The sequence below is a fragment of the Streptomyces asiaticus genome, assembly GCF_018138715.1.
Lineage (GTDB): Bacteria > Actinomycetota > Actinomycetes > Streptomycetales > Streptomycetaceae > Streptomyces > Streptomyces asiaticus.
In genome coordinates this window covers 91,335-117,989 of record NZ_JAGSHX010000003.1, presented here as the reverse complement: position 1 = coordinate 117,989, position 26,655 = coordinate 91,335, and the positions used below count along the sequence as shown (strand labels likewise).

Here is a 26,655-nt window from a genome sequence, read left to right as displayed (position 1 = left end):
TCCGGTACATCCGGTGAGGTCGCGGTGGGATGCCGGCGTGGTCGTTGCCGAAGACAACGACCGCCTTCGGATTCACGCGTTTGATCTCCGCGGCGACGATGAACGCCCACAGCGCGGTGGAGGTGTAAACGGAGAAGGCAGCCACATCGGGCGGGTCGGCCTCGATGGCCGCGCGTACCTCGGCCCACGGCACATGGCTCATGTCCACGTAACGCCAGGCCAGTTCGGGGAAGCACCGCCGCTGATACGTGATCATCTCGACAAGCCCCGCGTGTGGGTAGACCGTGCCTTCATTGCGATAGCGCTCCTGGCCGTCCACACCAGGGATAAGGGCGCCGCCGCCGGAGTGCCCGCCGCGGTGCGCGGAGGTCAGCGGCAGTGCGAAGTACCAGACCGAGCCGACGCCGGCGTCCGCAGCCGGACTGCCGGCGCCGGGTAACGGCAGCGTCCACAGATAGCGAGTATCCACCCCGACGATCTCTTCCGCGGGTTTCAGCTCCATCTCCACGATATAACCCCCTCATAGTCTCCGTGTGCAGAACTGACGGTGGTCTCGGCCGCGCCCCGCCAACAAGGGGAGATTCAGCCGTCGGTCGAAACCAATCCAGCAGGATTCGTTCATGGAAATAGCGCTGTGCACCGCGGTGCAGCGGTAGCGGATCGGTGAACACCATCGCGGGCAGATCTGCGTTCTTCGCAGCGTGCGCCTCGTGCTCGAACCGGTCCGCCTGCGGATCACCATCCTGGTGACGCTCTCGGTGACATCCGGGTCCATAGGGTCCATTGTGACCAAGGAGATTGGCCGCCGCGATCGATTGATCGCCGCGCCACCCGGCAGACCGGGATGAAGGTCAGAGGGCACCAACACCTCGCGGTAGTAACGGCTCAAGGGGCTGAGCCGCTGTGGTGGCCGGATCGGGATCTGGCGGGCGAGATCCTGCACTGCGAGGCTGATCGTTGTTCCGTACGCTGCCCGAACCCGCTGTGCCGCAGTCCGCGGACGCGGCACCGAAGGGGGAAGACGCCGGTGTCGCACATTCTTCCGTCCGGCCCGACTCCCGCTGACGAGCCGGAATTCCGCACCCGCCCGGACGCCGGCGTCGGCGACCTGGAGGACCCGGCGCGCCAGGAGGAGTGTTGCCCACTGCGCGCCTGGGGCTGCACGGCCTCCGCCGACGGATCGACGTGGCGGCTGCTGTCCGCGCACTCGACCTCCTGCGGCGAGGTCGAGTACTGCAAGTGTGACTGCAATGCCATTGTGATCCTCTGCCAGGACGAAGTAACCGCCCTCACCGGCCTTCCGTCCAACGGTACTCAGCGAAAGCCGTGAAAGGCGCGGAGACTTGACCGATACGCCTCGACGCTCGTTCAAGCATTCAAATGAGATATCGCCATGTGAGAGGTTCCGTCGCTTTCCGAGTGGGGACAATGGCAGAGGCTGCCCTTGCCCGAGTTCATCCTCGGGGCGATCTTGAGGCTCATTGTTGTTCACGAGGAATGGCGCCAGTGAAACCAGGGGCCCCGTGTAGGGGCATTGATCCCTTGGTCGGGCAGAGTCCGTTTTGTCATACGGCACTCGGGGGGTGCCACTCACTGGCAAGATAAATGACATGAAAGTACTTGTGATCGGGGCGACCGGAACGGTCGGCACAGCTGTCGCCAGCGCGTTAGAGGCCTCTCATCAGGTCGTGAAGGCTTCGCGCAGAGGCCCGGTGAAGGTGGATCTGGAAGAGCCTTCCTCTCTGGATACGCTCTTCGCCGAGTTGCCGGACCTCGACGCGGTGGTGTGTTGTGCCGCCAGTGGCCCGCTGGTGGACTTGGCGTCAGTGGCGGACGACGAGATCGTTGCAGGAGCGCGAGGCAAGCTCTTGGGACAGGTTGCCCTGGCCCGACGAGCCGTGCGTCATCTCCGGGACGGCGGTTCCGTCACGCTGACCGGAGGCACCTTCTCTGCTCCGCTGGCCGGTGGATCGCTGGGGGCTCTCATCAACTCCGGCCTGGAGGGGTTCGTCCGCAATGCGGCTGCCGAGTTGCCGCGGAGCCTGCGCATCAACCTCATCAGCCCGGGGTGGATCAAGGAGACCCTGCACAGCATGGGGGCGGACTCGACTGACGGTACTCCTGTCTCCGAGGTAGCCGGTGCGTATGTGGAGGCCGTGGAGGGCACCGCGCAGGGTCAAACCATACGTCCGTAGTCATCAGTGCAGGATGGCTCGCCGCCCGAAGGGCGGCGAGCCATCGAGCAGCTCGGCGCCATGGCGGTCCAGCTCCCTGTATGCCAGCTCGTCGATGCAGAGCAGGTCGACGCGGCCGTAGCGGGCGATGGTCTTGTTCAGCTGCTTCTCGTCCGCGGCCTCGACCAGCTCGTTCACCAGCTTCGTGGCGAGGGTGTAGCGGACTTGGTAGCCCTTCATCGCCGCCTCGGTGCCCAGGGCGATGAGCATGTGGGACTTTCCGGTGCCCGAGTCGCCGATCAGGCAGAGCGGCTGTCCCTTCTTGATCCACTCGCAGCTGGCGAGCGTGTTGATGGTGGCCGGATCGATGTTCGGGTTGGCATCGAAGTCGAAGGTAGTCGAAGGTTCGCAGCGACTTCTCCATCGGGAATCCGGCGGCCGATGCTGGGCCGGTGGCCGCCCGGGGCATCGGCATGTCGGCTGTCGGTTCGTCCTCGGTCTGGGCGGCTTTGCGGGCCTCCAGGGCGACCGCGTCCGCGGTCAGTGCCCCGGCCCGCAGGGCGGTCGCGAGCCGGCGACGAGGTGTTCGCGCGCGATGTGCCGGCCCAGTAGCAGCACCTCGATCAGAGCCCGGGTGCCCTCGGCGTCGCCGTGGGCCCTGACCGCCGCGCGTCCACCAGGCGTCGTGGGCCGGGGCGAACTTTCCTGCGGATCGGGCCTGTTCCAGAGTGGTCGCGCCGGGGAAGGCCCCCGGCTTGCGGACCAGGGCTTCGAGGTAGTGGTCCAGATCCAGGCGGCAACTGCTCTTGGCTGTCGTCGTTCAGCGAGTGGGAATCACCTGGGTGTGGACGAAGCGGTGCGCGTGGCTGACCTCCTCTTCCCAGGTGTGGATGTGGAGGTCGAGCGGCTGATACTCACGGATGTCGAGATCTGTGTCGCCCCACGGTCACGGGCCGCATCAGCGGCCTGTTCCCAGCGCGCCCCCACAGGCGGGTGTCCGGCGTGGTGAGTGCTGGGGTCGGCTGGAGCGGTCGGTCATGCCTGCCGCCCCGGTGGCAGTAGCGGTGTGCCCAGCGGGCGGCGGTGGTGTGGCTGACCTGGAAGCGTTCAGCGGCTTGGCGCAGTGGCCAGCCGTCGTCCACGACGCACCGGGCCGGACGCAGCCTGCCAGTCGGGGGCAGCGGGGCGTTACCGTGGATCAACGAGGGCCTCCTGCGCGACGGTGCAGATGTCGCAATCCACACCGAAACCAGAGGCCCTCGCCCCGTTCAAGCACCCCTCACGGCGCGTCGCCCGTCACCAACGTGCCGGGGCAACACACCTAGTCCGGGTTGGTGTGTGTGGGGGTGAAGGTGACGGGGAGGCTGGATGGGGCTCGGCACCACAGGGAGTCAATCCACTCGAGTTCTTCGGGCTCGACGGCCAGGGTGAGATCTGGAACTCGGTCGAGCAGTACTTCGATCGCTGTCTCGGCGATGATTCTGGCGAGTTCGGGTGCGCCGGCGGGGCATCCGTAGTCGCCGCCGGTGAAGGAGAGATACGCGTTGTTCCCGGCGAAGCCCGCGGTGGTGTCGGGCCACAGCAGTGGGTCCATGTTTGCGGCGGCGAGGCCGAGGACGAGGAGGTCACCGGTGCGGATGCGCTGGCCTGCGAGCATGGTGTCCCGAATGGCGAAGCGTCCGATGGCGTTGGGGACGGGGGAGTCCGCCCAGAGCACCTCGGTCATGGCTTCGCCGATACTCCTTCGGCCGCCTGCGAGGGTTACGGCGAACCGGGTGTCGGTGAGCATCAGCCGGATGGTGGAGCCGATCCAGTAGGAGGTGGCGGGAAAGCCTGCGACCATCATGACCATGATGTCTCCGACCAGCTGTTCGTCGGTGAGGTTCGGGGAGGTCTGGATGAACCGGGTGGTGATGTCCGGGCCCGGCGTGTCACGTTTGGCTGTTACCAGCCGTGTCACTATCTCGGCGGCCCGCTGCTGGGCCGGGATGGCGTCTCCGCTGGCGTCAAGGCTTGCAGTGAGGGCGTGTGCCATGTCCTGGAGCTGGTCCTGGGGGAGGCCGAACATCATGCCTATGGCGAGGGCGGGTACTGAGTAGACGTAGTCGAAGACCAGGTCGGCCTTGCCGCTGCCGGCGAACTGGTCGATCAGTCCGTCGGCGAAGCGCTCGCAGTGTGCACGCAGTTCGAAGGGGTCGACGGTGGAGAGGGCGTCGCTGACGGCGGCTGAGCGGTGCCGGTGTTCGTCTCCTTCGGTGAAATGGATCATGGGGCTGTAGGCGACCCAGGGCATGAGGGACCAGTCGGGCGGTACCTCGTTCCAGCGGTTCCAGCGGCGGGGGTCGCGGCCGTAGGTCTGGGTGTCGCCGAGGACCTGGCGCATTTCGCGGTAGCCGAGGACGAGCCAGGCGGGGATGTCGGCTTCGAGCAGGACCGGGGCGACCTGGCCGTGGTCGTGCCTCATCCGCTGGTAGCTCTCGGTCGGATTCCGCAGGAACTGCCGTCCGTACAGTGGTGAGGCGCCGCGGTGGGCGGGGCAGGTGGGAGGCGGCACTACCGAGCCCGTGTCGTCGGGCGCGTTCTGAGGGTCCGGAATATCCTGTGGGTCCTGGAGATTGGTCACGAAGTCTTCCTTGGAGCGGTGGATCAGCGCGGCCGCTGGTACAGCGAGAGGCACAGGCTAACCGTGGGACCCGATCGGACCAACCGCCAGAACGTCTCCGTCCCACAACTATCTACAACATCACTGGCAAGCTCCTCGAACTACTCCACCGACGGCGCCCTCGACGCATGGCCCCCATACACCGAAATCTCCAGCGTCCGCGTCTACTTCATCCACGTCCGCGTCCTGCCACCCACCATCGCCTCAGGCCGAGTTGCGGGAAGCGGAGGCCGCATTGGAGCGGTTCGCGATCGCTCGTGCTGATTCTCCTCTACGAAGCCTCCCGCCGGCACGCACTCGACGCCGCGGAGTCCAAGGCCAAGGCCATCGCAGCCCGATTTGCCGCGTAAGCTCCTCACTTTCCGCAGCGGGAGCTGCCCTGTCCTCGGCCGGGCGGCTCCCGCCGTCAGAGCTACGGGAACAGTGAAGCGTCCCCGTATGTAGCCACCGCTTCAGCAACACACGCAGACCTGACACGGAAGACGCCTGCTCGCCGGATACGGCCCTGCGCTGCTGAGCCCCGGCAGCCTCGTCTGGCTGCCGTGCGGCCTTCCTCACTGCCTGCTCCACCCCGAACCTGTTCAGTCCGGCCGACTTGGCGTGTTCGGTCGCCGCCGCCTGCATGCGGCCACGCGCCACTGCTCCCAGTGGGCCCGGTGCTCTTCGGCGTCGTGGTGAGTGGCCGCTGAGGCCTGGCTGCTTGGGGAGACGGCGGTGGAACCGATACGTGCGTCAGGCGATCCCGTCCTCAGCGACCTTGACCTGCACTTCTTGGACGGCATACGGCATACGGCATACGGCGCCGGTGTGAGGCGTCGCGCGGCGTTGACCACGTCGGCGCTCGGATGTCTCTCCGGGAGGGGTCCCGGGCCCGGCGGGATAGGAAAGTCGAGCAAGATTCCCCCTTGAACACAGGAGGTCCAACAGATGAGTACCGGTATGCGCCGACGGGCCGCGACGACCGCCGTGACGCTGGCCATGGGGGGCACACTCGCGTTCGGCCTGATGACGCCGGCGGCGTCTGCTGCCAACGGGCCCTGCTACGACGGGCGGTGCAAGACCACCGTGTCGGCGCCCAAGACCATCACGGTCGACAGCCGCACATTCGGGTTCGGGAAGTTGAAGATCACGAGCGTAAGCTCCCGGTCCGTGAAGATGTCGGCCGCCGGCGGCAGCCTCAGCGGCAGCACCAGCCCGGGCGGCACCGTCAAGTTCAACAACCTGAAGATCTGGGTGAAGTCGGTCTCCGGCAATAGGGCCAGCCTCCAGCTGTTCCCCACGCGGTACTGAGCCTGTCGTTGAACCCCGGTGCGTTCGGCTCGCGCCGGGGTTCGCCATCCCCCGGACAGCAGGCACGGCCGCCCTTCGCGCCTCGAGATGTCTCGTAGTTGTCCGTGGCTCTTTGGCAGTTGTTGGTGGGTGCTCAGGGTGGTGCAGGCGGGGGTCTTTGGTGGGGTGACGGGTGGTGCCGCCGGAGAGCGACGACACTGGCTGTCCGGCCGGAGGAGCTTCCCGTCCGGCGGGCACATGGGAAGAGAATCGGGCCGCTGCTCCCGCCTGGCGGGAGGGAACGCTGATCGGTCCATTCGTGCAGGTCAGGTCCGTGTGGTGTGGCCTGCGTGATGGATATCGAGCTGACCACCGCTGGGCAGATGCACCGCTATCACCCGCGTCAGGTCGTCGTCGGCGACGGCCGCCGCCCGGCTCGCATGCGGCTCCGCAAGGCGCAGGAGGAAGCCGGTGTTCCGGCCGGGCGTTGGATGGGCCGGGGACTGCCCCGCCTTGGCCTGGCGCCCGGTCAGGAAGTCACCGAGGCGCAGCGGCGGGCCCCTGGAATGCCTGACCATGCAGGCGCAATTTCCCAGGCAGTGGCGAGCATCTCGGTACGCTCGCCAGCTGCCGATCAATGGTGGCGCCCCGGACACGCAGGGCAGGTCCGAGGACGCTTCGTACGGATCGAAGCGGCCGGTGAGCACACAACGGCACATACGTGGGATTGGACGAGGGCGAATCCGGACTCCGACCGTCTCTGCGGGCTAGATCCATATCAGCACGATCGAGGCCGCGATCGAGGCGACGAGCAGCCCGGCCAATAGCAGATTGACCGCGCCCCATTGCCGGTCGGTACGCAGCAGCCTCGCCAGCGGCAGACCTAGGCCGGGCGGCAGCCCCCGGACTGCCGGAGGCGCCCGCACGAGCGGTGCCCACTCTTCACCATCGTGCTGATACTCGACGGACTCCTACACCGCTGGGAGCTCTCACGCTCGCAGCGACCTTGCCGACGGCCGAGCCGCTGCTCGGCCGCGGCTGACCACGCGTGGGCTGTGGCCGAGGTCAAGGGCGGCGCCGTCGGCGCATGAGTCACCCGATCGGAGAGACACGCCCTGATACTCCAGTGTGACTTCGCGATCTTGTAGGGATTCAGGGAACGGGTACGGCCACCGCGTGATCATAGGAGGTTGTGCGGACTTCTGAAGATCGTGGGTGGCCGCGGGCTTTGGCGTAAAACCCTGTCCGTTGGCGGGCCATGTCAGACCAGGCCATGGCCCGGATCGCGGGCGGGTTCGGGCGGGTGGAACCGTGAGCGACTGCCCGCGCCTATCTGCTCGGACCGCTGTCGAACACTCTCGTCCGGCCAGGTCGGCAAGGCGATCACAGGACGAGTATGAGCTTGCCGCCGGATCGGCGGGACTGGCTGAGCTCGGCGGCCTCCTTGATCTGGTCGAGCGTGTAGGTGCGGGCGACCGATACGGCCAGGACGCCTTCGCCGGCCAGCCGGGCGAACTCATCCATCCGGTCGTAGCGCAGATCGATTTGGGTGATCCGGGTGCCCAGCTCGGCCGCGGCGGCGAAGTCCGAGACGGTGAGAACACGGTCGGGGTCCCCGGTCAGCCCGATCAGGGCCGGCAGCGAGCCGCCGGCCGGGCTGGCCTGGTCGGCGCGGTCGATCCGGCCGCCGGTCGGGGCTGTGTCCAGGGCGCGGTCGACGCGGCCTCCGGCCAGTGCGGCGACGCGTTCGGCCATGCCGTCGCCGTAGCCGGTCACGTGGGCGCCGATCTCTTCCAGGGCGGCGGCCCGGGTCGGCCCGGCGGTGGCGACCACCCGGACGCCCCGGTGCAGCGCGAGGCGCACCGCCGCCTCACCCACGGTGGTGCCCGCGCCGTGGACGAGCAACAGCTCGCCCGGCCGGACGCCGAGGTCGTCGAGGGCGTGCCACGCCGTCTCGGCCGCCACCGGCAGCGCGGCGGCCTGCTCGACGGTGACACCCTCGGGAATGCGCGCCCAGGCCGACATCAGCGCATACTCGGCGGCCCCGGCCGTCGGGCCGTCGAAGGTCGCCGGGCCGAACACACGGTCGCCGATCTCGACGCCGATGGCGCCCTCACCGAGCGCGTCGACGGTGCCCGCGACCTCGACGCCGAGCCCGCGCGGCAGCCGCGGCAGCTGGTCGGCCAAGAGGCCGTCGACCACCGCCCAGTCGGCCGGGGTCAGGCCGCACGCCCGCATAGCGATCCGGATCCGACCGGGCCCCGGCTCCGGCTTCGGGACGTCGCGGAGCACGATCACGTCCGGGGATCCGAATCGGTCGAACTGAAGAGCCTTCATGACGATCTCCTGCCGATGACAGCATCTGTTGTCATTGAAGGTAGCACCGTGACGACAGCGTCTGCTGTCATATCCTGGTCGGCATGCCACGATGGGAGTCCGACGCACAGGGCCGGCTCGAGCGCGCGGCGCTCGACCTGTTCGAGACACAGGGGTTCGAGCGCACCTCGGTCGCACAGATCGCGCGCACCGCCGGTCTGACCGAGCGCTCCTTCTACCGCTACTTCCCCGACAAACGGGAAGTGCTCTTCGCCGACAAAGAGCTCGAGGCCCACCTCGTCGCCCGGGTCGAGGCGGCCGACCCGAGCCTCACGCCGTTCGAGGCGCTGCTGACCGCGCTGGGGACCGCAGATGAGATCTTTCGCCCGCGTGAGTTTCTGCTGCGCCGTATCAAAGTGATCGCCGCCAACCCGGCATTGGCCGAGCGCGATCTGATCAAGCTCGCCGACATCGCCGACGCGCTGGCGCGGGCGCTCGAGCGCCGGGGCGTCGAGCCCGGCGCGGCACGCTTCATCATCGACGTGGCGATTGCGATTTCCCGGCGCGCCACGTCCCGCTGGCTGGCCGAGCCGGAGGCGACGCTCTCCGAGCTCGTCGCCCAGGCGGCCGCTGAGCTGTGCGAGGCGGTCGCGCCGCCAGCCCCGACGGTCCACTGAGTCCGCCGCGCGAAGAGGGCAGCGCCCGACTGGTGTTTCGGTGCGGTTTCGTGATGTTGCGGCCGGGCCGGACCAACTCGGGTGCGGACGGCATGGTCCCGAGGCCGCATGAATCGAGACGAGACATACCGGTTCGCAATCGGGGCTGTGTGTTGGCGGTCGCGGCTCCGATCCGTGCCGCACCAGCCCCTGCCGGCGCCTCCGCGCCGCCCATCGCCCGCGCCGGTCAGTGTCGGCGGCCGCTTGTCCTGCCGGTGTCACGCGGCAGTGCAGACGTGGCTATGCGATTGCCTCGCCGGGGCCGGGCCGTCGGGGGATCCGCGGCAGCCGGTGCCCTTCCTGTCCGGCCTCGATGCGGCCAGGGCTTCGTCGATCTCGCCTTGGGTCACTCTTGACATGTACGAAGCGGGGCAGCAAATTGAATTCACTTCGACTTCCTGTCGCCGCGGTGCCGCACGACGGGGTGGCGATCCGCTTCGCATGAGGAGAGGTCAATGACGACACTCAATCGAAGGCGTTTCTTCGGGGTTGCTTCGACGGCCGGAGTGGCCGTGACGACGTCGCAGGGTGTCGCTGTGGCGAGCGGCGGAGATGAGCGAAACCCGGACCTCATCGGAGTCCAGGCCGACAGCGGTGCGAGCGTGATCGCGCAGAACTTCCTTGACCCGCGCACGGTGGACATCACGATCGATTCGGTTGCGCTCGGCCACACCGCGTCGGTGCGCATCATCCTTCCGAATCGGTTCGGCTCGCGGGCCGGCGCCTCATGGCCGGTGCTCTACCTTCTCCATGGCGGTTACGGCGACTACACGGACTGGGCGCGGCACAGCGACGTCGCGCGCCTGGTCCGCAAGCGCGACGTGCTGGTCGTCATGCCGGATGGCGGAGCGCTCGGCTTCTACACGGACTGGTGGGCCCGCGGTGCGGGTAGCAAGCCGGGCTGGGAGACGTTCCACTTGGTGGAGCTCTCACAGATCCTCGCGCGGGGGCTCCACGCCGCAGACCGGCGCGCGATCGCGGGTCTGTCCATGGGGGGCTTCGGCGCGATGTCGTACGCGGCTCGCCATCCCGGTTTCTTCCGTGCCGCAGCGTCCTTCAGCGGCACGCTGGACACGCTCCACCCGACCGCCGAGCCAGTCTCCTCCGACCCGTTCGCGATGTGGCTATTGCAGACACATCTCGCGCCTAACGGGTACGACGCGCTCAGCCTCTTCGGCGATCCAACGGCACAGCACGCCATCTGGGCGGCGCACAACCCGGCAGATCTCGTAAAGGACCTGCGTGGCACGAAGTTGTTCGTGTCCTGCGGTAACGGGCGGATCGGACCGTTGGATCCGCCCGGAACCGATCCTTCTGACATCTCCGTCCGATACGAAGCTGTCCAATTGCGGCAAAACCAGGAGTTTGTCAAGCGGGCGACCCGCATTGGTCTCGACGTGACCTTCGAGACCTGCGCTGGCTCGCACACGTGGCCCTACTGGGCGCGTGAGCTCGAGAAGGCGTTTCCACTCCTGATGCGGGCGATCGAGGCGGGGTGAGTCCGCGACACATGTGGGCTGCCCCCGCAGGCCACCCGAATAGGGCGTTGCGCGCGAGCGTGACAGGGTGCTGACCATGGACTGCTGCCGACTGTGGCCGCTGCGTGAGGTTCGCGTGACCTGCGGCACGGCCTGTTCGCCTCCTTGAGGGCTGCTCATGACGGCGTTTTTGAAGGACGTCTGCTGGGCCCTCGGCCACGAACTGCTGCCGGAGAACGACGAAGGCACCCGGGCCAAGCGTGGCCGCACCAGGCATTCCGGTGGGGCTGCTCATAGGTGTATCGCGGGTCGCTCCTCGCGCTGCCTGCCCCATACCGGCGACCGGACCGAATATCCCTGTCTGGTCCCGCAGCACGGTCAGGTCCGCGATGGCCTCACCGCCGACCGAAAGGGCGAGGTTAGTTGCGGTGGACCAGTTGCAGGCGATGACGTTCATCGGCCGGTCGTTCTGGCTGTTCGATAGCTGGCACCTGCATGTCGAGGACGCCGAGACTCGTTCATCGCCTACGTTTGCTGAAACTCGGTGCTTCTGGTGCCTGACTTGGCCGGAGATCAGCCGCAGCAACTACCCGACCGTCTGGCCCGACCCTTGGATCACGTCAACGACACGCGTCGGCCAGCCCATCGGCCGCGGATCGTCGGCCCCGGCTGGCCCGGCGGGGAAGTCCCGTCGTGGCCTACGCCTGGAGGGTCTACGTGGGCGGAGAAACATCGTCGAGCGCACTGCGGCAGCGCATTCCTTGGCGCTCTGCAGGTCGAGTTGGGGCAGCCACCCGAGCGCGCAGTGGCCTGATGCTGCCGCACCATCGCATGGGTCACGAAGCGGCTGCCCGCGCGTCACCGGCCTCCAAATCGGCCATGAATGCGTCATGCGTCACTACCGGCCCGCGCCCTCGGCTTTGCGGTGGTCGGCTTCAGCAATGTCGGCTTCCTCCTGCAGGCGCCGCAGTTCCGCGAGTTCGCCGACGGGGATCAGGGCCGCCGCAGGAGCACCGCCGTGGTCGCTGATCACGATGGTCTCGTGGCCGAGGGCTGCGCAACGGGGCGCAGACCCCGGCAGGCGAACGCGACCTCGAGGAACTGATGCGCAGTGCCACGCGCCAATGAGCCACCCGCAGGCGTCGAAACCAGTGCACGTGGGCGAACGCGCGCTCCACGACCCAGCGTTGGGTTCCCAGCCCGGAGCCATGCTCAGTGTCGCGGCGGGCACTCAGGGGCGTACCACCGGCACCAGCGGCGCCGCCGTACCTGACGACCTATTCATGTGGGCGCAGAGAACTGTCCGGGCGCAGCGAACCCTGATCATCGAGGTCGTCCAGCACTGCGGGCAGGCCCTTCGTGAGCATCTTGGTGCGGACGCTGCCGAGAAACTTGGACATGAACAGGCCGCCGACACCGGTGAAGCCCGTGTGGTCGTAGATGAAGCGCGTGCCTTCGCCCCACGCCTGAATCCGGTAGGCGACCTCGGTCACCGCACCTCCGCTCTCATCCTGCCAAGAAAACCGCAATAGTTCCGGCTTGCGCACCTCCAGAACCTCACAGGAGACGACGCCGCTCCATCCGGGCCGAGGCTTGGCCACGAAGGCGAACTTGGTGCCAACGACGGGCGCGAAGCCCTCAGGGCGGGCGCCGGCGCCGGTCGCCGTCCACAGCGGGACCAGCTGAGGGTCGGTGACCGCGCGCCACACCATTTCCGGCCGGTGGGGGTAGTCGCGGACGATGTGGATCTCACTCATGAGGGACCCTTCCGGGTGGGCGACGGGAAACCCATCGCGTAGCGTACTGTACAGTCACTGAAAACTTACTGTAGCAGTATTTTTCCAGGGGCTGGATTACTATCTGAGGCATGAGCATGCGCACTGTGGACTGGTCGACGCTCCGCCCAAGGAGCCAGGAATCCGCGGACGAAGGCCTTCGGGAGCGCAAGAAGCGGCTGATGCGTCAGCAGCTGTCTGATACAGCGACCGCGATGTTCCTGGAGCGCGGCTTCGAGGCTGTGCGCGTGGCGGAGATCGCGCAGGCGTGCGGAGTCTCGGAGAAGACGGTGTTCAACTACTTCCCGACCAAGGAGTCCTTGGTCCTGGATTTGGGCGAGGCCACCATGAACTCGCTGCGCCAGACTCTCGCTGACCCGGGCCTGGCACCGGTCGAGGCGGCGCTGGCGATCCTCGACCAGGAGCTGAAGGACATCACCTCCTGGCTCGCCGCGCAGGCCGACGCTGTCGAGGCGAAGGTCGTGCTCATGCGCTTCGGGAGGCTGGTCAGGTCCACCCCGTCTTTGCGGGCCTATCAGCGGGACATGACTGACCGGCTGGTCGCCGAGGCCGCCGAGATTCTTGCCTCGCGCGCTGGCCTGAGCCAGGACGACCCCGAACCGCAGATCGCCGCGATCGCCCTCCTTGGCCTGTGGTCCGTCCAGTTCCAAGCCCTGCGCCGCCACCTCGGGCGCGACGTCGCTCCCGAGCGGCTTCACCAGGCCGTCACCGCAGATGTCATGCGTGCGGCTCGGCTCATCGACACCGGGCTGCATGTGCTCGGCACGGCCGGTGAAACCGACCGGTCCGAGCAGGCCGGGTGAGGCACCACCGTGCGCTCCGAGCCGTCGCGGGTCAGGCGGCGTTCTCTTGCGGATCGGGAGCCCCACTCGTGACTGTGTGCAGAGTGGGGGACGCCGACCACGTCGGTCAGGTCACCCGCCGTACCGCCAGTGGCAGGGCCTCGTAGCCGGCACAGCTCGCGGGACTGTCGGTCGACTACATCGCCCCCGGCCCGATCGAGCGCCAGGTGCCGGGCAGCATTGCCCGCCTCGCCGAGCGTTTGAGCGGGCTGCCCGTCGGGATCCACTCGGCCGACTGGTGGCAGCCGCGCTGGAACCCGCACGGACCCGAGCTGTTCGACGTACGATGCCGAGATGCACGCTGACAGCCCTCGGGGCGCTCACGCCCTCCTCCTCAATGGCACTGTCGGCGTGGGCAAGACAACCGTTGCCGAGGCCGTGGGCGACCTTCACCGGTCACTATCTCGATGCCGGAGCGACGCGCCCCGTCCTCGCTGGTGTGGTTCAGGACCAGCACGAGCGGAAGCTACTGGCTGATGCCGTAGGTGCTCAACCCACGGTCTGCCGACTCCAGGCTGAGCTGCCGATCAACCACCAGCGACTGGCCCAACGTCACAACAGCGAGCTCGAAGCACTGCGATGGCACCTGAACCGGTCCGGTGAACTGGACAGAACCCTCAGCCGGTCCGCAGTCGACGACTTCACCGTCGATGCCGGCACAGGCTTTGTCACTGACGTCGCCGTATCGGTACTCAGGGCAGCAGGCTGGCCGTGACCATCGGATTGCAGCCGTAGTCGTCGCGGAGGCTCGATCACACCCTCTTTCCGGAAACCCCCATCAACCACGCCAGCCGCACTCACAAGCTCACCCCCGGCCACAACTCGTCCTGACGAATCTCGAAGTCAACCGCTGAGACAACGTCCAGCCCCGCCCTGTACCTGGCCCGCGGGTAGTGGGAAGTCGGAGGGTCTGGGTCGCTCAGGCGGCAGGCCCTCCAACTACAGAGAGGATGGATCATGACCTCGGACCACGACACGCTGTGGCGTCGCTGCGCGTACCTGGGTCGCGTCCTGCTGCCACTGCTGGGCCAGGAGCCATGGCGCCATGGTCGTCGCCGAGAGCGGCTGCACTCCAGGGGCATTGACGTGGTGGTGGAGGAACGACATTGAGGTCTTCGCAGCCATAGCCGCCCATGCTGTCGCGGTGGACACTTCCTTGTCCGTAATCGACAATCCGAGCCGGGCGGCGGAGGCGGATTGCGCCTGGGTAAATTAGTCCTTAACGAGCTTGCACTTGATGTTAAGCGACGAGTTCTCTAGCTTTTCCATATGAATCTCACGATCCTTGCGGCTTCCGGCAGGACCGGAATCGCGCTTACTCGGCGGGCGCTACAGCGTGGTCACACCGTTACCGCGATTGCGCGCGACCCCGAGCGAATTCCGGTACCCAATTCCGACGCTCTGTATAAAGTGGCGGGTGATGTGCATGACCCCGCGAGTATTTCTGCGGCGATCGATGCGGATTCCGTAGTCCTTTCCGCTCTCGGCGCGGACAAGGCGGGAATTCTCCTGGCTGGCGCCAGGACAGTTGTCGCGGCCCGGTCACGGCGCATCATCTGGCTCGGTGCGTACGGCACGGGCAAGTCCGCCGAGGTGGCAGGGGAGGCGGCCGGCGTCATCGTGAAGCTGCTGGGGGGCGATCATCTTGCGGACAAGGTCGAGGCCGACAACACGGTCCTTACGGCCGGTGGCACGGTCTTTCATGCCGGGGTGCTGGCCGACGGACCGGAAAGCCCCACCCGGCGCACGGTCGGTCTGCGGGATGCGCCTCCGTTCGATCTCACCGCGAAGGTCACCCGTGACACCGTAGCGGCGGCCATGCTCGACGAGGCCGAGGAGCCACACTTCCCCGGAACCGTGGCCCTGCCGCTGGCCGGTTAGGCGGTGACGATCTCCGCGAGAGCCGCCCTTACCTGATCGCGGAGCCAGGCGTGCGCGATGTCCGAGTCGTTGCGCTGGTGCCAACTGCAATTGATCGGCGCCGCCGGGAACTCGACCGGTATCGGCCTCGTGATCAAGCTGAACGCTTCGATGAGCGGACGGCCGAGGATCGCCGTGGTGGTGAGCAGCAGGTTGCTGCGGCCGGCTATCTGGAGGGCCGCGGGGAGGGTCGCCACGGCCGCGACGACCCGACGGTGCAGGCCTTCTTGGGCCAGCACGTCGTCGATCGGTGCGGTCAGGCGGCCGCGCCGGGAGACGATCACGTGTGGCTGCGAGGCGTACGCGTGCAGATCGAGGCTGTCGGCGTACGGATGGTCGGGACGCATCGCCACAACGAGGGGGTCGTGGCCGAGGGTCTCGGACCGGAACTCGGGCAGGCTCGGCCGGCCTCCGCCGAGTTCTAGCTCGATGCGGCCGTGCCGCAGGTCGTCGGTGTCGGTGGAGGTCTCGGCCAGCACCCGCAACTGCACGCCGGGAGCCTGCTCCTGGACCTTGCTGACCAACACGGGCACCAGCGACGCGGCAAGCGCATCATGGCACTGGAGCGTGAAGGTGCGCTCCAGCGCCATGAGTTCCAGCTCGCGGCTCGGCGAGAGCACCTCCTCGGCCTGTCTTACCAGCCGACGGACGTCCTCCCGGATCGACACCGCATACGGCGTAGGGGTCATCGCATGGCCCGTACGCACCAGGAGGTCGTCGCCGGTCACCCTCCGGAGCCGACCGAGCGTGCGGCTGACCGCGGGCGACGACAACTGCAGCCGCCTGGCCGCACCCCTCACGCTGCCTTCCTCGAGCAGAGCGTCGAGCACAGTCAGCAGATTCAAATCCACTTGCACACCAGTAAACAATGTCAGATGAGTATTGTGCTCATGTAAATTAACGGAGACGTCATGATGGGTCAACTGTCCACGGCTGCCACAGCTGCTGCCCGCCACGCGGGCACCAGGATGCTGAGGCTCTACTCCACCGAGACGCGTCAAGCCGGGCTCACCGAGCTTCTGGCATCCATCCGCGACAACGAAGCAGCCGTTGTCGACACGCTACGGCCTGCGCTGGCCGAGATCCTGCCGAGCGCAGGCTGGCTGAACGACGAGCATGGATCGGGCCCGCTGGCCGCGGGCGAGTGGTGGCTCATCGACCCCATCGGCGGCAATATCAACGCCGTGCACGGCATGACCGACTGGAACATCGGCGTCAGCCTCGTGCGCGACGGGCGCCCGGTGCTGGCAGTGATCTACTTTCCGCTGCTCGATGAGATGTTCACGGCCACCGCGGGCGGCGGGACGTTCCTCAACGGCGTGCCCCTGCGGGTTTCTACCAAGAAGTCGCTGGACGGAGTGTTGGCCGGCACCGGTCAGGCCAAGCCCGGCCAGGGCGTCGACATCGCCGAGCGAATGGGGTCCTCCTTCGCCGCGATGATGGAGCAAGCCATCTACGTACGGATCTCCGTTCCGGTGACCCACCAGCTCGCCCAGGTTGCCGCGGGCCGGATGGACCTGCACTGGCAGTTCGACAATGTGCGCTCCCACGTGGCCGGTGTGCTGCTGGTCCAGGAGGCCGGCGGCATCGTCACCGACCTCGATGGAAGGCCGTGGGAGCTGACCAGCACCGGCTACGTCGCCGCCACACCTGGCGTGCACGCCGCCGCGCTCAAGATTCTCGCTGCCCGACCTTGACCCGGCTCCCGCACGGCCGGCACGGGGACCAGAACACCTTGGAGCGGGTATGAGAAGTGCGGCTGTGCCACGTCCGGCACGGAGACTGCCGAACCGACGACCACGACGCGAGCGCCGGTGTCGTCGGCGTACTCCGGCGTCAGTTCGGGCAGGGTCTCCAGGTTGCGCTTCTCGATGTTCTCCTCGGCGACTTCGGTCAGCATCGACGCGTCGTGTTCCGCTCCCTGGGCGAAGGGGGATTCCTCCCCATGGCGTAGCAGCAGCCGAGCGGGATCTCCAGACCCATCAGCACGAGCAGTGCCGGCGCCAGGTAGCTCAGCAGCAGGCGGCGGGTCATGACGCGGCCTTGGGAGGCGAGCCGCCGCCGGGCTGCCCGGCGGGAACGGTGAGGCGGAAGCCGACACCGCGTGCGGTGGCGATCCAGGCAGGATCACCAAGTTTGCGGCGCAGGGCGGCGACGTGCGCGTCCAGCGTCTTGGTGGGTCCGAGTGCGGGTCCCATACCGAGGCCATGATCTGCTGCCGGGAGTGCACCGCGCCGGGATCCTGGGCGAGATGGGCGAGCAGGTCGAACTCCCGTGGAGACAGGGCCACTTCACATCCGCCGAGGCGGACTTCCCGGGTGCGCCGGTCGATCTCCAGCCCCCCAGCCGCTGCGGACCGGCTCCGGCCATGGACGACGGAGGCACCTCGGCGGATACCGGGGCGTCCACCGCCAGGCCAGGTGGCCGACGGTGCGACGGGCCACGGCCCGGATGCGGGCGACCAGCTCCCGCACGCCGAACGGCTTGGCGACACAGTCGTCCGCCCCGAGCTCCAATCCGACGACCCGGTCGGCTTCCTCACCCCGGGCAGTGATCATGATGATAGGGATCGCGGACCGGGCGCGCAGACGGCGGCAGACAGCCAGACCGTCCATGTCGGGCAGCCCGAGGTCGAGCAGCACCAGATCGGGCTCCCCAGAGGCCCCCGCGAGCCCGGCGGCACCGTCGGCGCCCTGCGCCGACTGCTGCTGATCTGCGGTCTTCGAGCCACCGGAGTCGGAACCACCACCACAGGCCACCAGGGAGAACGTGAGAACAACAAGCAGGAGCGGCGGCCACGGCACGACGAGGCAATGCACGCATCAGGCGTCTCCAGAACAGTCGAAATACGGGGCCCGAAAGCCGGACTCCCGGGGGATGGCTCTGACGTCGTCATTCGGCCCCGCCCGGACGGCTAGCGCTGGCCCCGATTCGTGAAGATCCGTGACGGCTTCAAGCGGCTCCTCCTGGTGACCACCGCCTGGTCAAGACCAGGCCCCGAATGGGGCCGTTTCAAGCCGTCACCTCATATTTTGGGCACAACTCGGACGTCTTGGTGGGGCCGCTGAACAACGTCGAAGCCAGATGAGGTGATCGAGCCTGGTGCTGACAGCGGCCGCGGGTGGGTCACCGATGTCCGTCAGGACCGCAAGGGATCGCCGCAGGCGGGACTGCGCCGCGGTGGGCCGCAAGCCTCAAGCGTCAGGCGTACGTAGGCGCAGCGCTGCCACAAGGCCCAGCGTGCCCGATCGTGGTACGCACCGCCGACCACCGGAACAATCAAGATACGCCCCAGGTTCTCCCGCTCCCGTTCCAGCACGCTGCCACCACGGCAACCGGACCCACACGAAAGCAGGCACACATGCGCAAGACACGCACCGCCCTCACCGTCCTCGCCCTCTCGGCCGCTGCGCTGACAGGCACGACCACCGGCGCCGCCGCCACCGACAGCTTCTCAACCAGCCGTGCGGCCGCGGCTCCGTGCACCGTGCCCGACGCGTTCTGCGCCACCAGCGGCAGCTGGGCGCTGCGCACCTACTGCTGACACCTGTTCGACGCGCGGCGCGTGCGAGAGCACTGTGTGCCCTGATGTGTGGGCGGGAGAGTTGGACGAGGTGCCGTTGCGGGTCGGCCACCGGTTCGGCCGGGCTGATCTTCGCCGGCGGATGCGGGATTACGTGACCAGCTCGACCACGTCCGCGACACCACTTTCAGCGAGGACGCCTCCAAAATCCGCATCGACGGCCTGCCCGCGTCATGGCCACCCTGCGCAACCTCGCTATCAGCTTGTTCCGTCAGGACAACCACACCAACATCGCTGCCGCTTGCCGCTGCACCGCCCGCGACCCGCAACGGCCCCTGACAGCCCTCGGGATCATCTGACCAACCGGACGAATCAACGACACGCAAAGACCCTGGCCCCCGACCCAAGACGGGATCGCGCCCGCTCCTTCCTCCTTCGCAGCGCACGGCTCGAAACCGGTTACGTCAGTGGTATCGCGTTGTAACAGTCTCGGCGGAGGCTCATGGCGCACCTCCGGTCTCCTCAGTAACTCGCACCCCCCACGTGACCGGGTTGATCGAACGACCGCTCCCCGGCCGGCGCGCGCCCCGGGGTGCGGATGAGGAGGAATTGATGGCTGCAGAGCAGTCCCCAGGATCCCGCCGTGCCTTCCTTAGATCCGTCGGCGTCGCGGGGGGCGCCGGAGTGCTGTACTCGGCGATGGGCGCACTCGGGCTCGCCCCGGTGCCAGACGTGCGGGCGGATGAGTATCGGGCGCCCCAGCGAAGCGACTTCGCGCTCACCGGACGCGGCGGCAAGAAGGTACTCGTGCTCGGCGGCGGCATAGCCGGCCTGGCGACGGCGTACGAGCTGGGCAAAGCCGGTTACGACTGCCAGATCCTGGAGGCGAAGGACCGCCCCGGGGGCCGCAACTGGACGGTTCGCGGCGGCACGGCGCTGACCGACCTCGACGGGCGTACGCAGACGGCGTCGTTCACCAAGGGCCAGTACATGAACGCGGGCCCGGCCCGGCTGCCGCAGTCCCACGTCACCCTCGAGTACTGCCGCGAACTCGGCGTCGAACTCCAGGTGTTCACCAACCAGAACGCCAACGCGTACATCTACCACGAGAGCAGTGCCGCCCTCGCGGGAAAGCCCATGCGCTGGCGCACGGCGAAGGCCGACGTCTACGGCTACATCTCCGAGTTGCTCGCCAAGGCCACCGACCAGGGCGCCCTGGACGCACGGCTCACCGCGCAGGACAAGGAACGACTGATCGCGTTCCTGCAGAGCTTCGGCGCCATCAAGGGCAAAGCCGACGGCTACGCCTACACCGGCACCGACCGGCGAGGCTACTCCGCCGAGCCGGGCGCGGCCTTCGACGACGGCACGGTCCTTGGCCCGGTGCCGACACTGTCGGACGTCATCGCCAGCGGCGTGGGGCAGCGCTTCGCCTTCGAACTCGGCTACGACCAGGCCATGCTGATGTTCCAGCCGGTGGGCGGCATGGACGCGATCCCGTACGCCCTGGCCAAGGCGATCGGCCAGAACCGCATCACCTATGGCGCCAAGGCGCTGGAGGTCAAGGACCTGCCGGACGGTGCCGAGGTCACGTACGAGGACGCCGGCGGCCGTACCCGCACCCAGCGCGCCGACTTCGTTGTCGCGGCCATGCCGCCGATGGTCATGGCCCGCCTCAAGCACAACCTGGGCACCGACATCACCGCGGCGCTGAAGTACGCCGTCCCGACCCCCGTCGGCAAGATCGGGCTCGAGTACCGCAGCCGATGGTGGGAGACGGACGAGCACATCTACGGTGGCATCACGCCGACCGACACCGACCTGGCCACCATCTGGTACCCCTCCTACGGCCACCAGGGCCGCCGCGGCACACTCATCGGCTACTACAACTTCGGTGCCAACGCCGTCGCGTACAGCGATCTGCCGCACGCCCAGCGCCTTGCGCGGGCGGTGAGCCGGGGCGTGAAGATCCACGGCGACAAGTACCGCACCGAACTCGATCACTCCTTCAGCGTGGCCTGGCACCGCACGCCTCATATCGAGGCCGGCTGGGTGGACTGGCCCTCGCAGACCGGTCCCGAGTACAAGCTGCTCAACCAGCCCGCCGGGCACGTCTACTTCGCCGGCGACTGGCTCAGCCATGTCATCGCCTGGCAGCACGGCGCGTTCTCCTCGGCCCGCAAGGTCGTGACCGACATCCACGAAAGGGTGATGGCCGCATGAAGCGACGCACGAAGGTTGCGATCGGTACGGCTCTGACTGCCTCGCTCCTCACCGGCGGCACCGCGCTCGCTGAGGGCAGAGGCTGGTGGCCCGGCCCCAAAGAGGTCCGCGTCAGCCTGCCCGAAGGCCAGTCCAACCCGGCCATCGCCACCGGAGTGGCGACCGGCGGTGAGGTGGCGATCTACCAGAGCAGCGGTCTCGGCCCGACCGCGCTCAACCCGTCCGCTCCGGCCGGCTCACCCGAACTCTACACCGACCCGGCCCTCACTCAGGGCGCCACGGGAGTCACGGTCACCGAGGCCCAGGCACTGGTCGTCCTGCGCAACATCAAGACCAACCTCGAAGCGGCGGGCCTGACCCTGGCCGACGTCATCACCATGAAGTGCTACCTGATGAAACCGCCCGGCGTCGAGACCGCCGACTACGCGGGATGGAACCGCGCGTACCGCCAGTACTTCGCCAACATCGACCTCACCTCGAAGGAGGTCGTCCCGGTCCCGATGGGCACCTCCGCCCCCAAGGCACCGCTGGTCGCCAACAAGGCCCGGCCCGCGCGTGCCACGATGGAGGTGGCGTCGCTGGCCGTCAAGGGCTGGGTGGTGGAGGTCGAGGTCACCGCCGCGTACAAGGCGCGCTGACGGGCACAGACCCGCGGGGCAACCGCAGCGAGGGGCCGGGCCCGTAACCGGGCCCGGCCCCGAAGCGACGCTGCCCCAGCCGGGCGGCGCCCCCAGTCAGTCGTCGAGGGCGCTGCCGGCTGCGCGGGGGCGCCGACAACACCGACGAGGGCGCTATCGCGGCGGCGATCGAGGACCTGCTGATCCGGGCCGGGACAGGACGGGCCGGGGCGGTGTCCAGGACACGGCAGCCGGTAGTGGCGGCCGCGTACCGGGCACACATCTCCGCGATCCGTCACAGCCTTCCGGCACGGTCCGCGTACACCGTCAGGACCACCGGACCGCCACACCGCACCGCCTCCACCACCGGCCGGGCCCCACCCCGCCGTCCAGCGGCGGGGCCGGTGTCGGTGTCGGTGTCGGGGGTGTGCCACGCGCAGTCGGCGGCGCGGCAGGCGCACCACGCCTCGCCATGCGGTCCGTCGCCTGTGCGAATGCGGGTCAGGTGCATGTTGACGTGTTCGACCGTGGCCCTGCGTCCCGTGGCGGCGCCGGGAAAGCGCTGATCGGCGCAGGCCGGGCGGGAGCAGGAGAGCCGGACCGAGCCGGCGGAAGGGTGGCCGCAGGGGGCCAGCCGCACCGTCCATACGGGCCCGCCCAGCGACGCGGTCCTCCTGCCATGCGCCGGCCTCTACCGCCATGTACGTACTCCCAGCATTGCTTGATCCGTTGCCCCGGGGCGGTCCCCATCACCGGTCAAAAGCCGGGGCACGAGCGCCGGGTGAGCACGTCGACGCCATGGCCATCGAGACCCGACAGCGTGGTGAGGAGAGAACACCCCGTGGATTTCCCGGCATTCACCGAGGCCGCGCCGGTGACCGCGCTCGAGATCGAGGCGCTGCGCGCCCTGCACGTTACGCTGTAGGGCCTGCGGCACGAGTACGAATCCGCGCTCGCCGTGACCCACCGCTCCTACCGGCTGGAGGAGAACGCGGAGGTGTACACCCACGGGCGGGCCCTGACCCACCACCCTGATGCCTTGCACGAGCTCAGCCGTCTGGCCGACCACTACGAGCGCGGCGTCGGGCTGCTCACCTGGCGCTACGCGAGCGTGGCCGCGGTGCTCGGCACCAGCATCCTGGACCGTGTCACGGGCGTCCGGCCCGTGCTGACGGCAGCTGTCGTGACGGCACTGTGCGAGGAGCCGACCCTCGGCCAGCTGCGGGATGTCTTGTCGATCCCGTGTGCTGACCTGCTGATCGCGGGCGAGCCGGTGTTCCGGGACCGGCACGAAGAAGAGCGCCAAGCACTGCTTCATGCGGTGGAGGGCGTCATCGAGTGTGCTGCCGAGCTCGGCGACGGTGTGCCGGAGGACGCGGCTGGCTTGTGGGCCGGGCGGCTCACCGCGTTCGACCGCCTGGGCACGGACCCTTTGTACGAGGGCGTCCTGGCACGGCTCCTGCCCTTCGCCGAGCAGTTCCCCAACGAGATCAGCTGGTACCTGAAGCAGACCCGGGCGGGCACACTGCCCCGCCAGATCCGCACCTGACACAGCACAAGGTTGGGCGGCTGGCGCCCGGACGCGCAGGTTCCTGCCATCGCGTTCCGCAGAACCCATGATGGAACTCGCCGGTCAAGCGAACCGGACGGTAGCCCAGCGGCGTCTCAGGCGCATCAGTGACCCACTCAGGATCACCGACACAAAGGATGGTGCACCAGTGAGCGAACCTGGCGAAGGAGGAGTCCATGGGGTCCTCTTCGACTTCGCGGGCACACTGTTCGACGACACGGGCGTGCTCACGGCGCCACGGCTGGTGGCGAAGGCGAGCGACCGCGCTCAAGTATGGATGAAGAGCCGCCCGGTGATCGATCTGGCCCGGGGGCGCTAAGGGCCAGCTTCGGCTGCACTGCCGAGGACGCGTGGGAGATCCTGGTGGAGGTGTCCCAGAACAGCAACGTCAAGCTGCGGACGGTTGCCGAGCAGGTGATGACGGCGGTGACCGGGCAGGAGCCGGCCGAGGCCGTGCGGTGGAGGGACCGGCTGCCCGAGCTCGCCGCCGGCCCCTCGATGGCGACCCGGCCGGGGCAGTGTTCGCATGACCACCGAGCTGAGCGGCGTCAACCTCGCACGTCAGGCGCTGGTCGCCGCCCGCGAGCAGGCGAAGAAGAACGGCGCCACCCGTAAGAGGAAGCCGAAGCGGCGTACCGGCCAGGCCGTACGGCGGGACGGCCGCGAGCCGCTCGGACTCGGCACCGCGGTCACCTGGATGATGGCCGAGCGCGGCATGGTCTGGTCGCCCCGGCCGTAGGGAGAGCCCGCAGCCCGTCCACCAGCGAACCGCGCGACGGCCCGCGTAGCGGAGCCCTTGGTAGAGATACCGAACGTCCTCAGCTGACACGATTCGGCTGGCTGCCTGGCTGTGCTCCCCGCATGTTCACTGCGAGTCGGTGACGACTTGGTCGGTCAGGAAGAGGAAACCCAGCGCATCACCGAGACCGCACAGCTTGGGAGAAGGCCGGAGGCGATCTCAGGTCGCCCGCGTAACTCCTCTGACGACTCGCGATCTCGACTCATATTCGACCGGATCACGAGTTCAGTCATTTCCGGATATCAGCCGGAGATGTCGTCGTCACCCACCACGTGTGTATCCCGCGATCGGGACACTCCCGCCTCACAATGCCTGTGGCACTGGAGCCGACAAGCGTCTGCGTCAACCCCCCAAAGTTTGGGATTCCCGAGGGACCCGCGCCAGACGATTCTCGATTACGTGCCCGGCAGCGGACTGGCAGCCTTCAGCGGCTCGGGCCCTTGCCCAGCACGTCCAAGCACCGAAGCTATGCGAAGGAGATCGGCCCAGAAGAAAACGCGGACATCAAGCCCATTACTCGACACGAAAGGAACAATCATGCGACTCATCAAACCGATCACCGCTGTGACAGCGACCGCGGCCAGCGCCTTTTCTTTCGGGCTGTTCTCGCCCCAGCCGGCCAACGCGATGCCGACAGCGGACCAGTACTACGAGATCCGGGCCCAGCACAGTAACAAGTGCCTGGATGTGAAGGACGCAAGTGTCGCCCACGGCGCGGATGTCATTCAGGGAGATTGCTGGGGCGGAGCCAACCAGCACTGGCGGCTGGTCAATCTCGGTACCGGCTACTACGAGATCCGGGCCCAGCACAGTAACAAGTGCCTGGATGTGAAGGACGCAAGTGTCGCCCACGGCGCGGATGTCATTCAGGGAGATTGCTGGGGCGGAGCCAACCAGCACTGGCGGCTGGTCAATCTCGGTACCGGCTACTACGAGATCCGGGCCCAGCACAGTAACAAGTGCCTGGATGTGAAGGACGCAAGCGTCGCCCACGGCGCGGACGTCATTCAGGGAGATTGCTGGGGCGGAGCCAACCAGCACTGGAGCTTCCGCGCGGTGTGAACCGACCTACCGGAGGACTCCGCGGCCGCTCGTACCGCGCAGCGGCGAGCGGCCGCGGCCTCACCAACCCCGGTTCCTCCGGCCCGCTCCTACTGGAGGGCCAAGAAACTCCGCGGCAAGGCCGCCACCCTGGAGCGCCTGCGTGTCGACCGGCCATTCGAAGAGGCCTGTGCCGGGTGTTTCGGGGGCTCGCGTTCGTCCAGCCAGGTGTCGAGTGTCAGCGCCAGGCGCCGGAGGATCTCGCTGCGCGTTTCTCCGGTGGCGGAGTCGGCTCCGGGCACGTTATGGCGGCGATCCGCTCTGTCGGCCTCAACGCTCTCTCGAGCAGCAGGCGCGAAGGTATCCCCAGGTCTTGGGGGTTGTCACGGCTGCGAAGTCTGAGGCATGGCAGTGAGCAATGGCAGTATGTTTCCGCCGGACTGCGTTGCGTAGCTGATACTTGGTCGGGTGAGCACTGCAGAGAGGGCTTCCCGCGCCACGGCGATCGGGGCTGCGGCGGAGGTCGGCTCCACCACCGAGTTGGGCACGGTGATCTCGCGGTGGATCGGGCGTGTGATACCGCACGAGGGATACATGCTCGCTGCGGTGGACCCGGTCACCGGCGCTGGCTGCTTCCTGGCAAGACAGCACGGCTACAGCCCCGCGGCCGCCCGCCGACTGACCCTGGGCGACCACCTGGATGGCGATCACCCCTTTGCCTTCGAGCAGTTGGTCGAGGGTCCGTGCCGGGTGGGTGTCCTCAACACCGACGCTCCCGGCCCGCGCCGCAACGCCGCGATGCGCGCGGTGATGGCCGGCCAAGGTGTCGGTAGCGAGCTGCGTATCGCGCTGGTCGATGCGGGAAGAGCCTGGGGCGGGCTGGTCCTGCTTCGCCCCCAGGGAGCCCGGCCGTTCTCAGCGGCCGAGGCGGCCAGCGCCCAGCGGCTCGGCCGGGACGTCGTCGCCGCGATGAGACGCTACGCGACGGGCGCACCGCCGGAGCCCAGCAGGCTCGACCAGCCGCCGGGTGTGCTCATCGTCGGAGCCGATGAGACGGTCGTGACGGCCACACCATCGGCGCGCGAGTGGATCGGTGAGCTGGAGACTTTGCCCGCCCACGCACTCGCTGGGCCGCAAATGCCGATGGAAAGCACCGTCTGGAACCTCACCCAGGCCGCGCGCCGCCGGGATACGCCAGCGCTCACCCGCATCCCCACCCGGCGTGGCTGGATCCTCTTGCGCGCCCAGCCCATGACCGGCAAGGAAAACAGCGCGGTGGCTGTGACGATCCAACCAGCCACCGGCACCGAACTACTGCCAGCGATGGCGCTCTGGCACGGCCTGACCCCCAAGGAACGCGCGGTCATCAGGCAGGTCCTTGAGGGGCAGGCCACCAAACAAATCGCCCGGCGTCTGAGAATGTCGCCCCACACCGTCAATGACCACTTCAAATCGATCTACCGCAAGCTCGGTGTGTCCGCACGCGAGGAACTCATCGTCAGACTCCTCGACTAGGGCCCGCCTTCAAAGATCGTCGTATGGTGGATCACGGTCGCGTGATACGTCGCCATGAACTCAGCGATCAGGAGTGGGAGTTACTCGCTCCGCTGATACCGCGGGCCGCCTCCGGGCGGCCGCGCGTGGCGGACCGACAGGTCATCAACGGGATGGTCTACAAGATCCGTACCGGGATCTCGTGACGTGACCTG

At 67.9% G+C, this 26,655-nt stretch carries 29 protein-coding genes and 4 pseudogenes; 21 read left to right on the top strand and 12 right to left on the bottom strand.

All coding sequences use genetic code 11. From position 1 onward, the window contains the following. Positions 1-508 (bottom strand): hypothetical protein (locus KHP12_RS07350; protein WP_211832013.1); only part of this gene is annotated, 508 nt, incomplete at its 3' end. A gap of 519 nt (positions 509-1,027) precedes the next feature. On the opposite strand from KHP12_RS07350, the gene KHP12_RS07345 reads away from it, so the two are divergent. Together KHP12_RS07345 and KHP12_RS07340 are read left to right on the top strand one after the other, a co-directional pair. Further along, positions 1,028-1,330, top strand: a complete 303-nt coding sequence (locus KHP12_RS07345) for a hypothetical protein (protein ID WP_086881635.1) — start codon at positions 1,028-1,030, stop codon at positions 1,328-1,330. A gap of 280 nt (positions 1,331-1,610) precedes the next feature. Further along, positions 1,611-2,195, top strand: coding sequence for a short chain dehydrogenase (locus KHP12_RS07340; protein WP_086881634.1), 585 nt, complete (start codon positions 1,611-1,613; stop codon positions 2,193-2,195). A gap of 45 nt (positions 2,196-2,240) precedes the next feature. Here the strand turns inward: KHP12_RS07340 and KHP12_RS07335 are convergent. The 3 genes and pseudogenes from KHP12_RS07335 to KHP12_RS07325 all read right to left on the bottom strand — a co-directional run. Beyond that, positions 2,241-2,613, bottom strand: a pseudogene (locus KHP12_RS07335) (ATP-binding protein); the annotation flags it as partial. Positions 2,614-3,165: 552 nt separating this feature from the next. Then, positions 3,166-3,376: pseudogene (locus tag KHP12_RS07330) on the bottom strand (leucine zipper domain-containing protein); the annotation flags it as partial. Between the two features lie 119 nt (positions 3,377-3,495). Beyond that, complete coding sequence (locus tag KHP12_RS07325) at positions 3,496-4,797, bottom strand: cytochrome P450 (protein WP_211832007.1); 1,302 nt, start codon at positions 4,795-4,797, stop codon at positions 3,496-3,498. Between the two features lie 978 nt (positions 4,798-5,775). Between KHP12_RS07325 and KHP12_RS07320 the strand changes: the two genes are divergently transcribed. Continuing rightward, positions 5,776-6,126: a hypothetical protein gene (locus KHP12_RS07320; protein WP_244203109.1), complete on the top strand. Its 351-nt coding sequence runs from the start codon at positions 5,776-5,778 to the stop codon at positions 6,124-6,126. Between the two features lie 305 nt (positions 6,127-6,431). Here KHP12_RS07320 and KHP12_RS07315 read toward each other — a convergent pair whose 3' ends face one another. Both KHP12_RS07315 and KHP12_RS07310 read right to left on the bottom strand, forming a co-directional pair. Then, on the bottom strand, positions 6,432-6,683 hold the full coding sequence (locus KHP12_RS07315; protein WP_086883972.1) for a hypothetical protein: 252 nt from the start codon (positions 6,681-6,683) through the stop codon (positions 6,432-6,434). Positions 6,684-7,488: 805 nt separating this feature from the next. Next, positions 7,489-8,442, bottom strand: coding sequence for an NADP-dependent oxidoreductase (locus KHP12_RS07310; RefSeq protein ID WP_211832011.1), 954 nt, complete (start codon positions 8,440-8,442; stop codon positions 7,489-7,491). 83 nt (positions 8,443-8,525) lie between these two features. On the opposite strand from KHP12_RS07310, the gene KHP12_RS07305 reads away from it, so the two are divergent. After that, on the top strand, positions 8,526-9,098 hold the full coding sequence (locus KHP12_RS07305) for a TetR/AcrR family transcriptional regulator (protein WP_086883974.1): 573 nt from the start codon (positions 8,526-8,528) through the stop codon (positions 9,096-9,098). Between the two features lie 494 nt (positions 9,099-9,592). Continuing rightward, the gene (locus KHP12_RS07300) at positions 9,593-10,636 is read left to right on the top strand and encodes an alpha/beta hydrolase (RefSeq protein WP_086883975.1); all 1,044 of its coding nucleotides are present in this window, start codon (positions 9,593-9,595) and stop codon (positions 10,634-10,636) included. An 877-nt stretch (positions 10,637-11,513) separates the two neighbouring features. Here the strand turns inward: KHP12_RS07300 and KHP12_RS52300 are convergent. The 3 genes and pseudogenes from KHP12_RS52300 to KHP12_RS07295 all read right to left on the bottom strand — a co-directional run bounded on the left by KHP12_RS52300 (position 11,514) and on the right by KHP12_RS07295 (position 12,372). Then, the gene (locus KHP12_RS52300) at positions 11,514-11,648 is read right to left on the bottom strand and encodes a hypothetical protein (protein ID WP_276328659.1); all 135 of its coding nucleotides are present in this window, start codon (positions 11,646-11,648) and stop codon (positions 11,514-11,516) included. 79 nt (positions 11,649-11,727) lie between these two features. Continuing rightward, a pseudogene (locus KHP12_RS50770) lies at positions 11,728-11,862 on the bottom strand (IS5/IS1182 family transposase); the annotation flags it as partial. Positions 11,863-11,892: 30 nt separating this feature from the next. After that, positions 11,893-12,372, bottom strand: coding sequence for an SRPBCC family protein (locus KHP12_RS07295; protein ID WP_037964215.1), 480 nt, complete (start codon positions 12,370-12,372; stop codon positions 11,893-11,895). Between the two features lie 116 nt (positions 12,373-12,488). On the opposite strand from KHP12_RS07295, the gene KHP12_RS07290 reads away from it, so the two are divergent. From KHP12_RS07290 to KHP12_RS07275, 4 genes are all read left to right on the top strand, one after another. After that, a complete protein-coding gene (locus tag KHP12_RS07290; RefSeq protein ID WP_086884003.1) occupies positions 12,489-13,214 on the top strand; it encodes a TetR/AcrR family transcriptional regulator in 726 nt (241 codons plus the stop codon). A 376-nt stretch (positions 13,215-13,590) separates the two neighbouring features. Beyond that, positions 13,591-13,968 (top strand): hypothetical protein, encoded by a 378-nt coding sequence (locus tag KHP12_RS07285; protein ID WP_143678242.1) that lies wholly within the window; start codon positions 13,591-13,593, stop codon positions 13,966-13,968. A 242-nt stretch (positions 13,969-14,210) separates the two neighbouring features. Beyond that, positions 14,211-14,363, top strand: coding sequence for a hypothetical protein (locus KHP12_RS07280; RefSeq protein ID WP_167442648.1), 153 nt, complete (start codon positions 14,211-14,213; stop codon positions 14,361-14,363). A 159-nt stretch (positions 14,364-14,522) separates the two neighbouring features. After that, a complete protein-coding gene (locus KHP12_RS07275) occupies positions 14,523-15,134 on the top strand; it encodes an NAD(P)-dependent oxidoreductase (RefSeq protein ID WP_086883977.1) in 612 nt (203 codons plus the stop codon). Here KHP12_RS07275 and KHP12_RS07270 read toward each other — a convergent pair. Continuing rightward, on the bottom strand, positions 15,131-16,030 hold the full coding sequence (locus KHP12_RS07270; protein WP_086883978.1) for a LysR family transcriptional regulator: 900 nt from the start codon (positions 16,028-16,030) through the stop codon (positions 15,131-15,133). The two genes, KHP12_RS07275 and KHP12_RS07270, sit on opposite strands and share 4 nt — an antisense overlap. Before the next feature lie 54 nt (positions 16,031-16,084). On the opposite strand from KHP12_RS07270, the gene KHP12_RS07265 reads away from it, so the two are divergent. After that, positions 16,085-16,870, top strand: coding sequence for an inositol monophosphatase family protein (locus KHP12_RS07265; RefSeq protein WP_211832010.1), 786 nt, complete (start codon positions 16,085-16,087; stop codon positions 16,868-16,870). Between the two features lie 333 nt (positions 16,871-17,203). Here KHP12_RS07265 and KHP12_RS50765 read toward each other — a convergent pair. Next, a pseudogene (locus KHP12_RS50765) lies at positions 17,204-17,857 on the bottom strand (response regulator transcription factor); the annotation flags it as partial. 677 nt (positions 17,858-18,534) lie between these two features. Here KHP12_RS50765 and KHP12_RS07250 point away from each other — a divergent pair. The 3 genes from KHP12_RS07250 (at position 18,535) to KHP12_RS07240 (ending at position 21,557) form a co-directional block, all read left to right on the top strand. Further along, positions 18,535-18,717 (top strand): hypothetical protein, encoded by a 183-nt coding sequence (locus KHP12_RS07250; protein ID WP_086883981.1) that lies wholly within the window; start codon positions 18,535-18,537, stop codon positions 18,715-18,717. 591 nt (positions 18,718-19,308) lie between these two features. Next, complete coding sequence (locus KHP12_RS07245; RefSeq protein ID WP_086883982.1) at positions 19,309-20,919, top strand: flavin monoamine oxidase family protein; 1,611 nt, start codon at positions 19,309-19,311, stop codon at positions 20,917-20,919. Next, complete coding sequence (locus KHP12_RS07240) at positions 20,916-21,557, top strand: Rid family hydrolase (protein WP_086883983.1); 642 nt, start codon at positions 20,916-20,918, stop codon at positions 21,555-21,557. The genes KHP12_RS07245 and KHP12_RS07240 overlap by 4 nt, the downstream gene beginning before the upstream one ends. Positions 21,558-21,831: 274 nt before the next feature. Here KHP12_RS07240 and KHP12_RS07235 read toward each other — a convergent pair whose 3' ends face one another. Then, positions 21,832-22,176, bottom strand: coding sequence for a hypothetical protein (locus KHP12_RS07235; protein ID WP_246643319.1), 345 nt, complete (start codon positions 22,174-22,176; stop codon positions 21,832-21,834). A 141-nt stretch (positions 22,177-22,317) separates the two neighbouring features. Here KHP12_RS07235 and KHP12_RS07230 point away from each other — a divergent pair, with 141 nt between their 5' ends. The 8 genes from KHP12_RS07230 to KHP12_RS07195 all read left to right on the top strand — a co-directional run bounded on the left by KHP12_RS07230 (position 22,318) and on the right by KHP12_RS07195 (position 26,646). After that, the gene (locus KHP12_RS07230; RefSeq protein ID WP_211832009.1) at positions 22,318-22,461 is read left to right on the top strand and encodes a hypothetical protein; all 144 of its coding nucleotides are present in this window, start codon (positions 22,318-22,320) and stop codon (positions 22,459-22,461) included. A gap of 33 nt (positions 22,462-22,494) precedes the next feature. Then, positions 22,495-23,085 carry a hypothetical protein gene (locus tag KHP12_RS07225; RefSeq protein WP_086883984.1) on the top strand — a complete coding sequence of 197 codons (591 nt, stop codon included), beginning with the start codon at positions 22,495-22,497 and terminating at the stop codon, positions 23,083-23,085. A 169-nt stretch (positions 23,086-23,254) separates the two neighbouring features. After that, complete coding sequence (locus KHP12_RS07220; RefSeq protein WP_167442649.1) at positions 23,255-23,425, top strand: hypothetical protein; 171 nt, start codon at positions 23,255-23,257, stop codon at positions 23,423-23,425. Then, a complete protein-coding gene (locus KHP12_RS53310) occupies positions 23,380-23,721 on the top strand; it encodes an ANTAR domain-containing protein (protein WP_086883985.1) in 342 nt (113 codons plus the stop codon). Before KHP12_RS07220 ends, KHP12_RS53310 begins: the two co-directional genes overlap by 46 nt. Continuing rightward, entirely contained in the window at positions 23,633-23,845 is a 213-nt protein-coding gene (locus KHP12_RS07210) for a DciA family protein (protein WP_244203113.1), read from the top strand. The genes KHP12_RS53310 and KHP12_RS07210 overlap by 89 nt, the downstream gene beginning before the upstream one ends. Before the next feature lie 597 nt (positions 23,846-24,442). Further along, positions 24,443-24,967: an RICIN domain-containing protein gene (locus KHP12_RS07205; protein WP_210608850.1), complete on the top strand. Its 525-nt coding sequence runs from the start codon at positions 24,443-24,445 to the stop codon at positions 24,965-24,967. 447 nt (positions 24,968-25,414) lie between these two features. Next, a complete protein-coding gene (locus KHP12_RS52820; RefSeq protein ID WP_086883987.1) occupies positions 25,415-26,461 on the top strand; it encodes a helix-turn-helix transcriptional regulator in 1,047 nt (348 codons plus the stop codon). 23 nt (positions 26,462-26,484) lie between these two features. Further along, entirely contained in the window at positions 26,485-26,646 is a 162-nt protein-coding gene (locus KHP12_RS07195; protein WP_086883988.1) for a transposase, read from the top strand. Positions 26,647-26,655 lie beyond the last annotated feature (9 nt).

What these genes read in the sequence shown, in the direction of transcription:
- KHP12_RS07340 (WP_086881634.1), top strand. Translation starts at nt 1,611, where the DNA reads ATGAAAGTACTTGTGATCGGGGCGACCGGAACGGTCGGCACAGCTGTC.
- KHP12_RS07320 (WP_244203109.1), top strand. Translation starts at nt 5,776, where the DNA reads ATGCGCCGACGGGCCGCGACGACCGCCGTGACGCTGGCCATGGGGGGC.
- KHP12_RS07315 (WP_086883972.1), bottom strand. Translation starts at nt 6,683, where the DNA reads ATGGTCAGGCATTCCAGGGGCCCGCCGCTGCGCCTCGGTGACTTCCTG.
- KHP12_RS07310 (WP_211832011.1), bottom strand. Translation starts at nt 8,442, where the DNA reads ATGAAGGCTCTTCAGTTCGACCGATTCGGATCCCCGGACGTGATCGTG.
- KHP12_RS07305 (WP_086883974.1), top strand. Translation starts at nt 8,526, where the DNA reads ATGCCACGATGGGAGTCCGACGCACAGGGCCGGCTCGAGCGCGCGGCG.
- KHP12_RS07300 (WP_086883975.1), top strand. Translation starts at nt 9,593, where the DNA reads ATGACGACACTCAATCGAAGGCGTTTCTTCGGGGTTGCTTCGACGGCC.
- KHP12_RS07295 (WP_037964215.1), bottom strand. Translation starts at nt 12,372, where the DNA reads ATGAGTGAGATCCACATCGTCCGCGACTACCCCCACCGGCCGGAAATG.
- KHP12_RS07290 (WP_086884003.1), top strand. Translation starts at nt 12,489, where the DNA reads ATGCGCACTGTGGACTGGTCGACGCTCCGCCCAAGGAGCCAGGAATCC.
- KHP12_RS07285 (WP_143678242.1), top strand. Translation starts at nt 13,591, where the DNA reads ATGGCACTGTCGGCGTGGGCAAGACAACCGTTGCCGAGGCCGTGGGCG.
- KHP12_RS07280 (WP_167442648.1), top strand. Translation starts at nt 14,211, where the DNA reads ATGACCTCGGACCACGACACGCTGTGGCGTCGCTGCGCGTACCTGGGT.
- KHP12_RS07275 (WP_086883977.1), top strand. Translation starts at nt 14,523, where the DNA reads ATGAATCTCACGATCCTTGCGGCTTCCGGCAGGACCGGAATCGCGCTT.
- KHP12_RS07265 (WP_211832010.1), top strand. Translation starts at nt 16,085, where the DNA reads ATGATGGGTCAACTGTCCACGGCTGCCACAGCTGCTGCCCGCCACGCG.
- KHP12_RS07250 (WP_086883981.1), top strand. Translation starts at nt 18,535, where the DNA reads ATGCGCAAGACACGCACCGCCCTCACCGTCCTCGCCCTCTCGGCCGCT.
- KHP12_RS07245 (WP_086883982.1), top strand. Translation starts at nt 19,309, where the DNA reads ATGGCTGCAGAGCAGTCCCCAGGATCCCGCCGTGCCTTCCTTAGATCC.
- KHP12_RS07240 (WP_086883983.1), top strand. Translation starts at nt 20,916, where the DNA reads ATGAAGCGACGCACGAAGGTTGCGATCGGTACGGCTCTGACTGCCTCG.
- KHP12_RS53310 (WP_086883985.1), top strand. Translation starts at nt 23,380, where the DNA reads ATGGATGAAGAGCCGCCCGGTGATCGATCTGGCCCGGGGGCGCTAAGG.
- KHP12_RS07210 (WP_244203113.1), top strand. Translation starts at nt 23,633, where the DNA reads ATGACCACCGAGCTGAGCGGCGTCAACCTCGCACGTCAGGCGCTGGTC.
- KHP12_RS07205 (WP_210608850.1), top strand. Translation starts at nt 24,443, where the DNA reads ATGCGACTCATCAAACCGATCACCGCTGTGACAGCGACCGCGGCCAGC.
- KHP12_RS07195 (WP_086883988.1), top strand. Translation starts at nt 26,485, where the DNA reads ATGGTGGATCACGGTCGCGTGATACGTCGCCATGAACTCAGCGATCAG.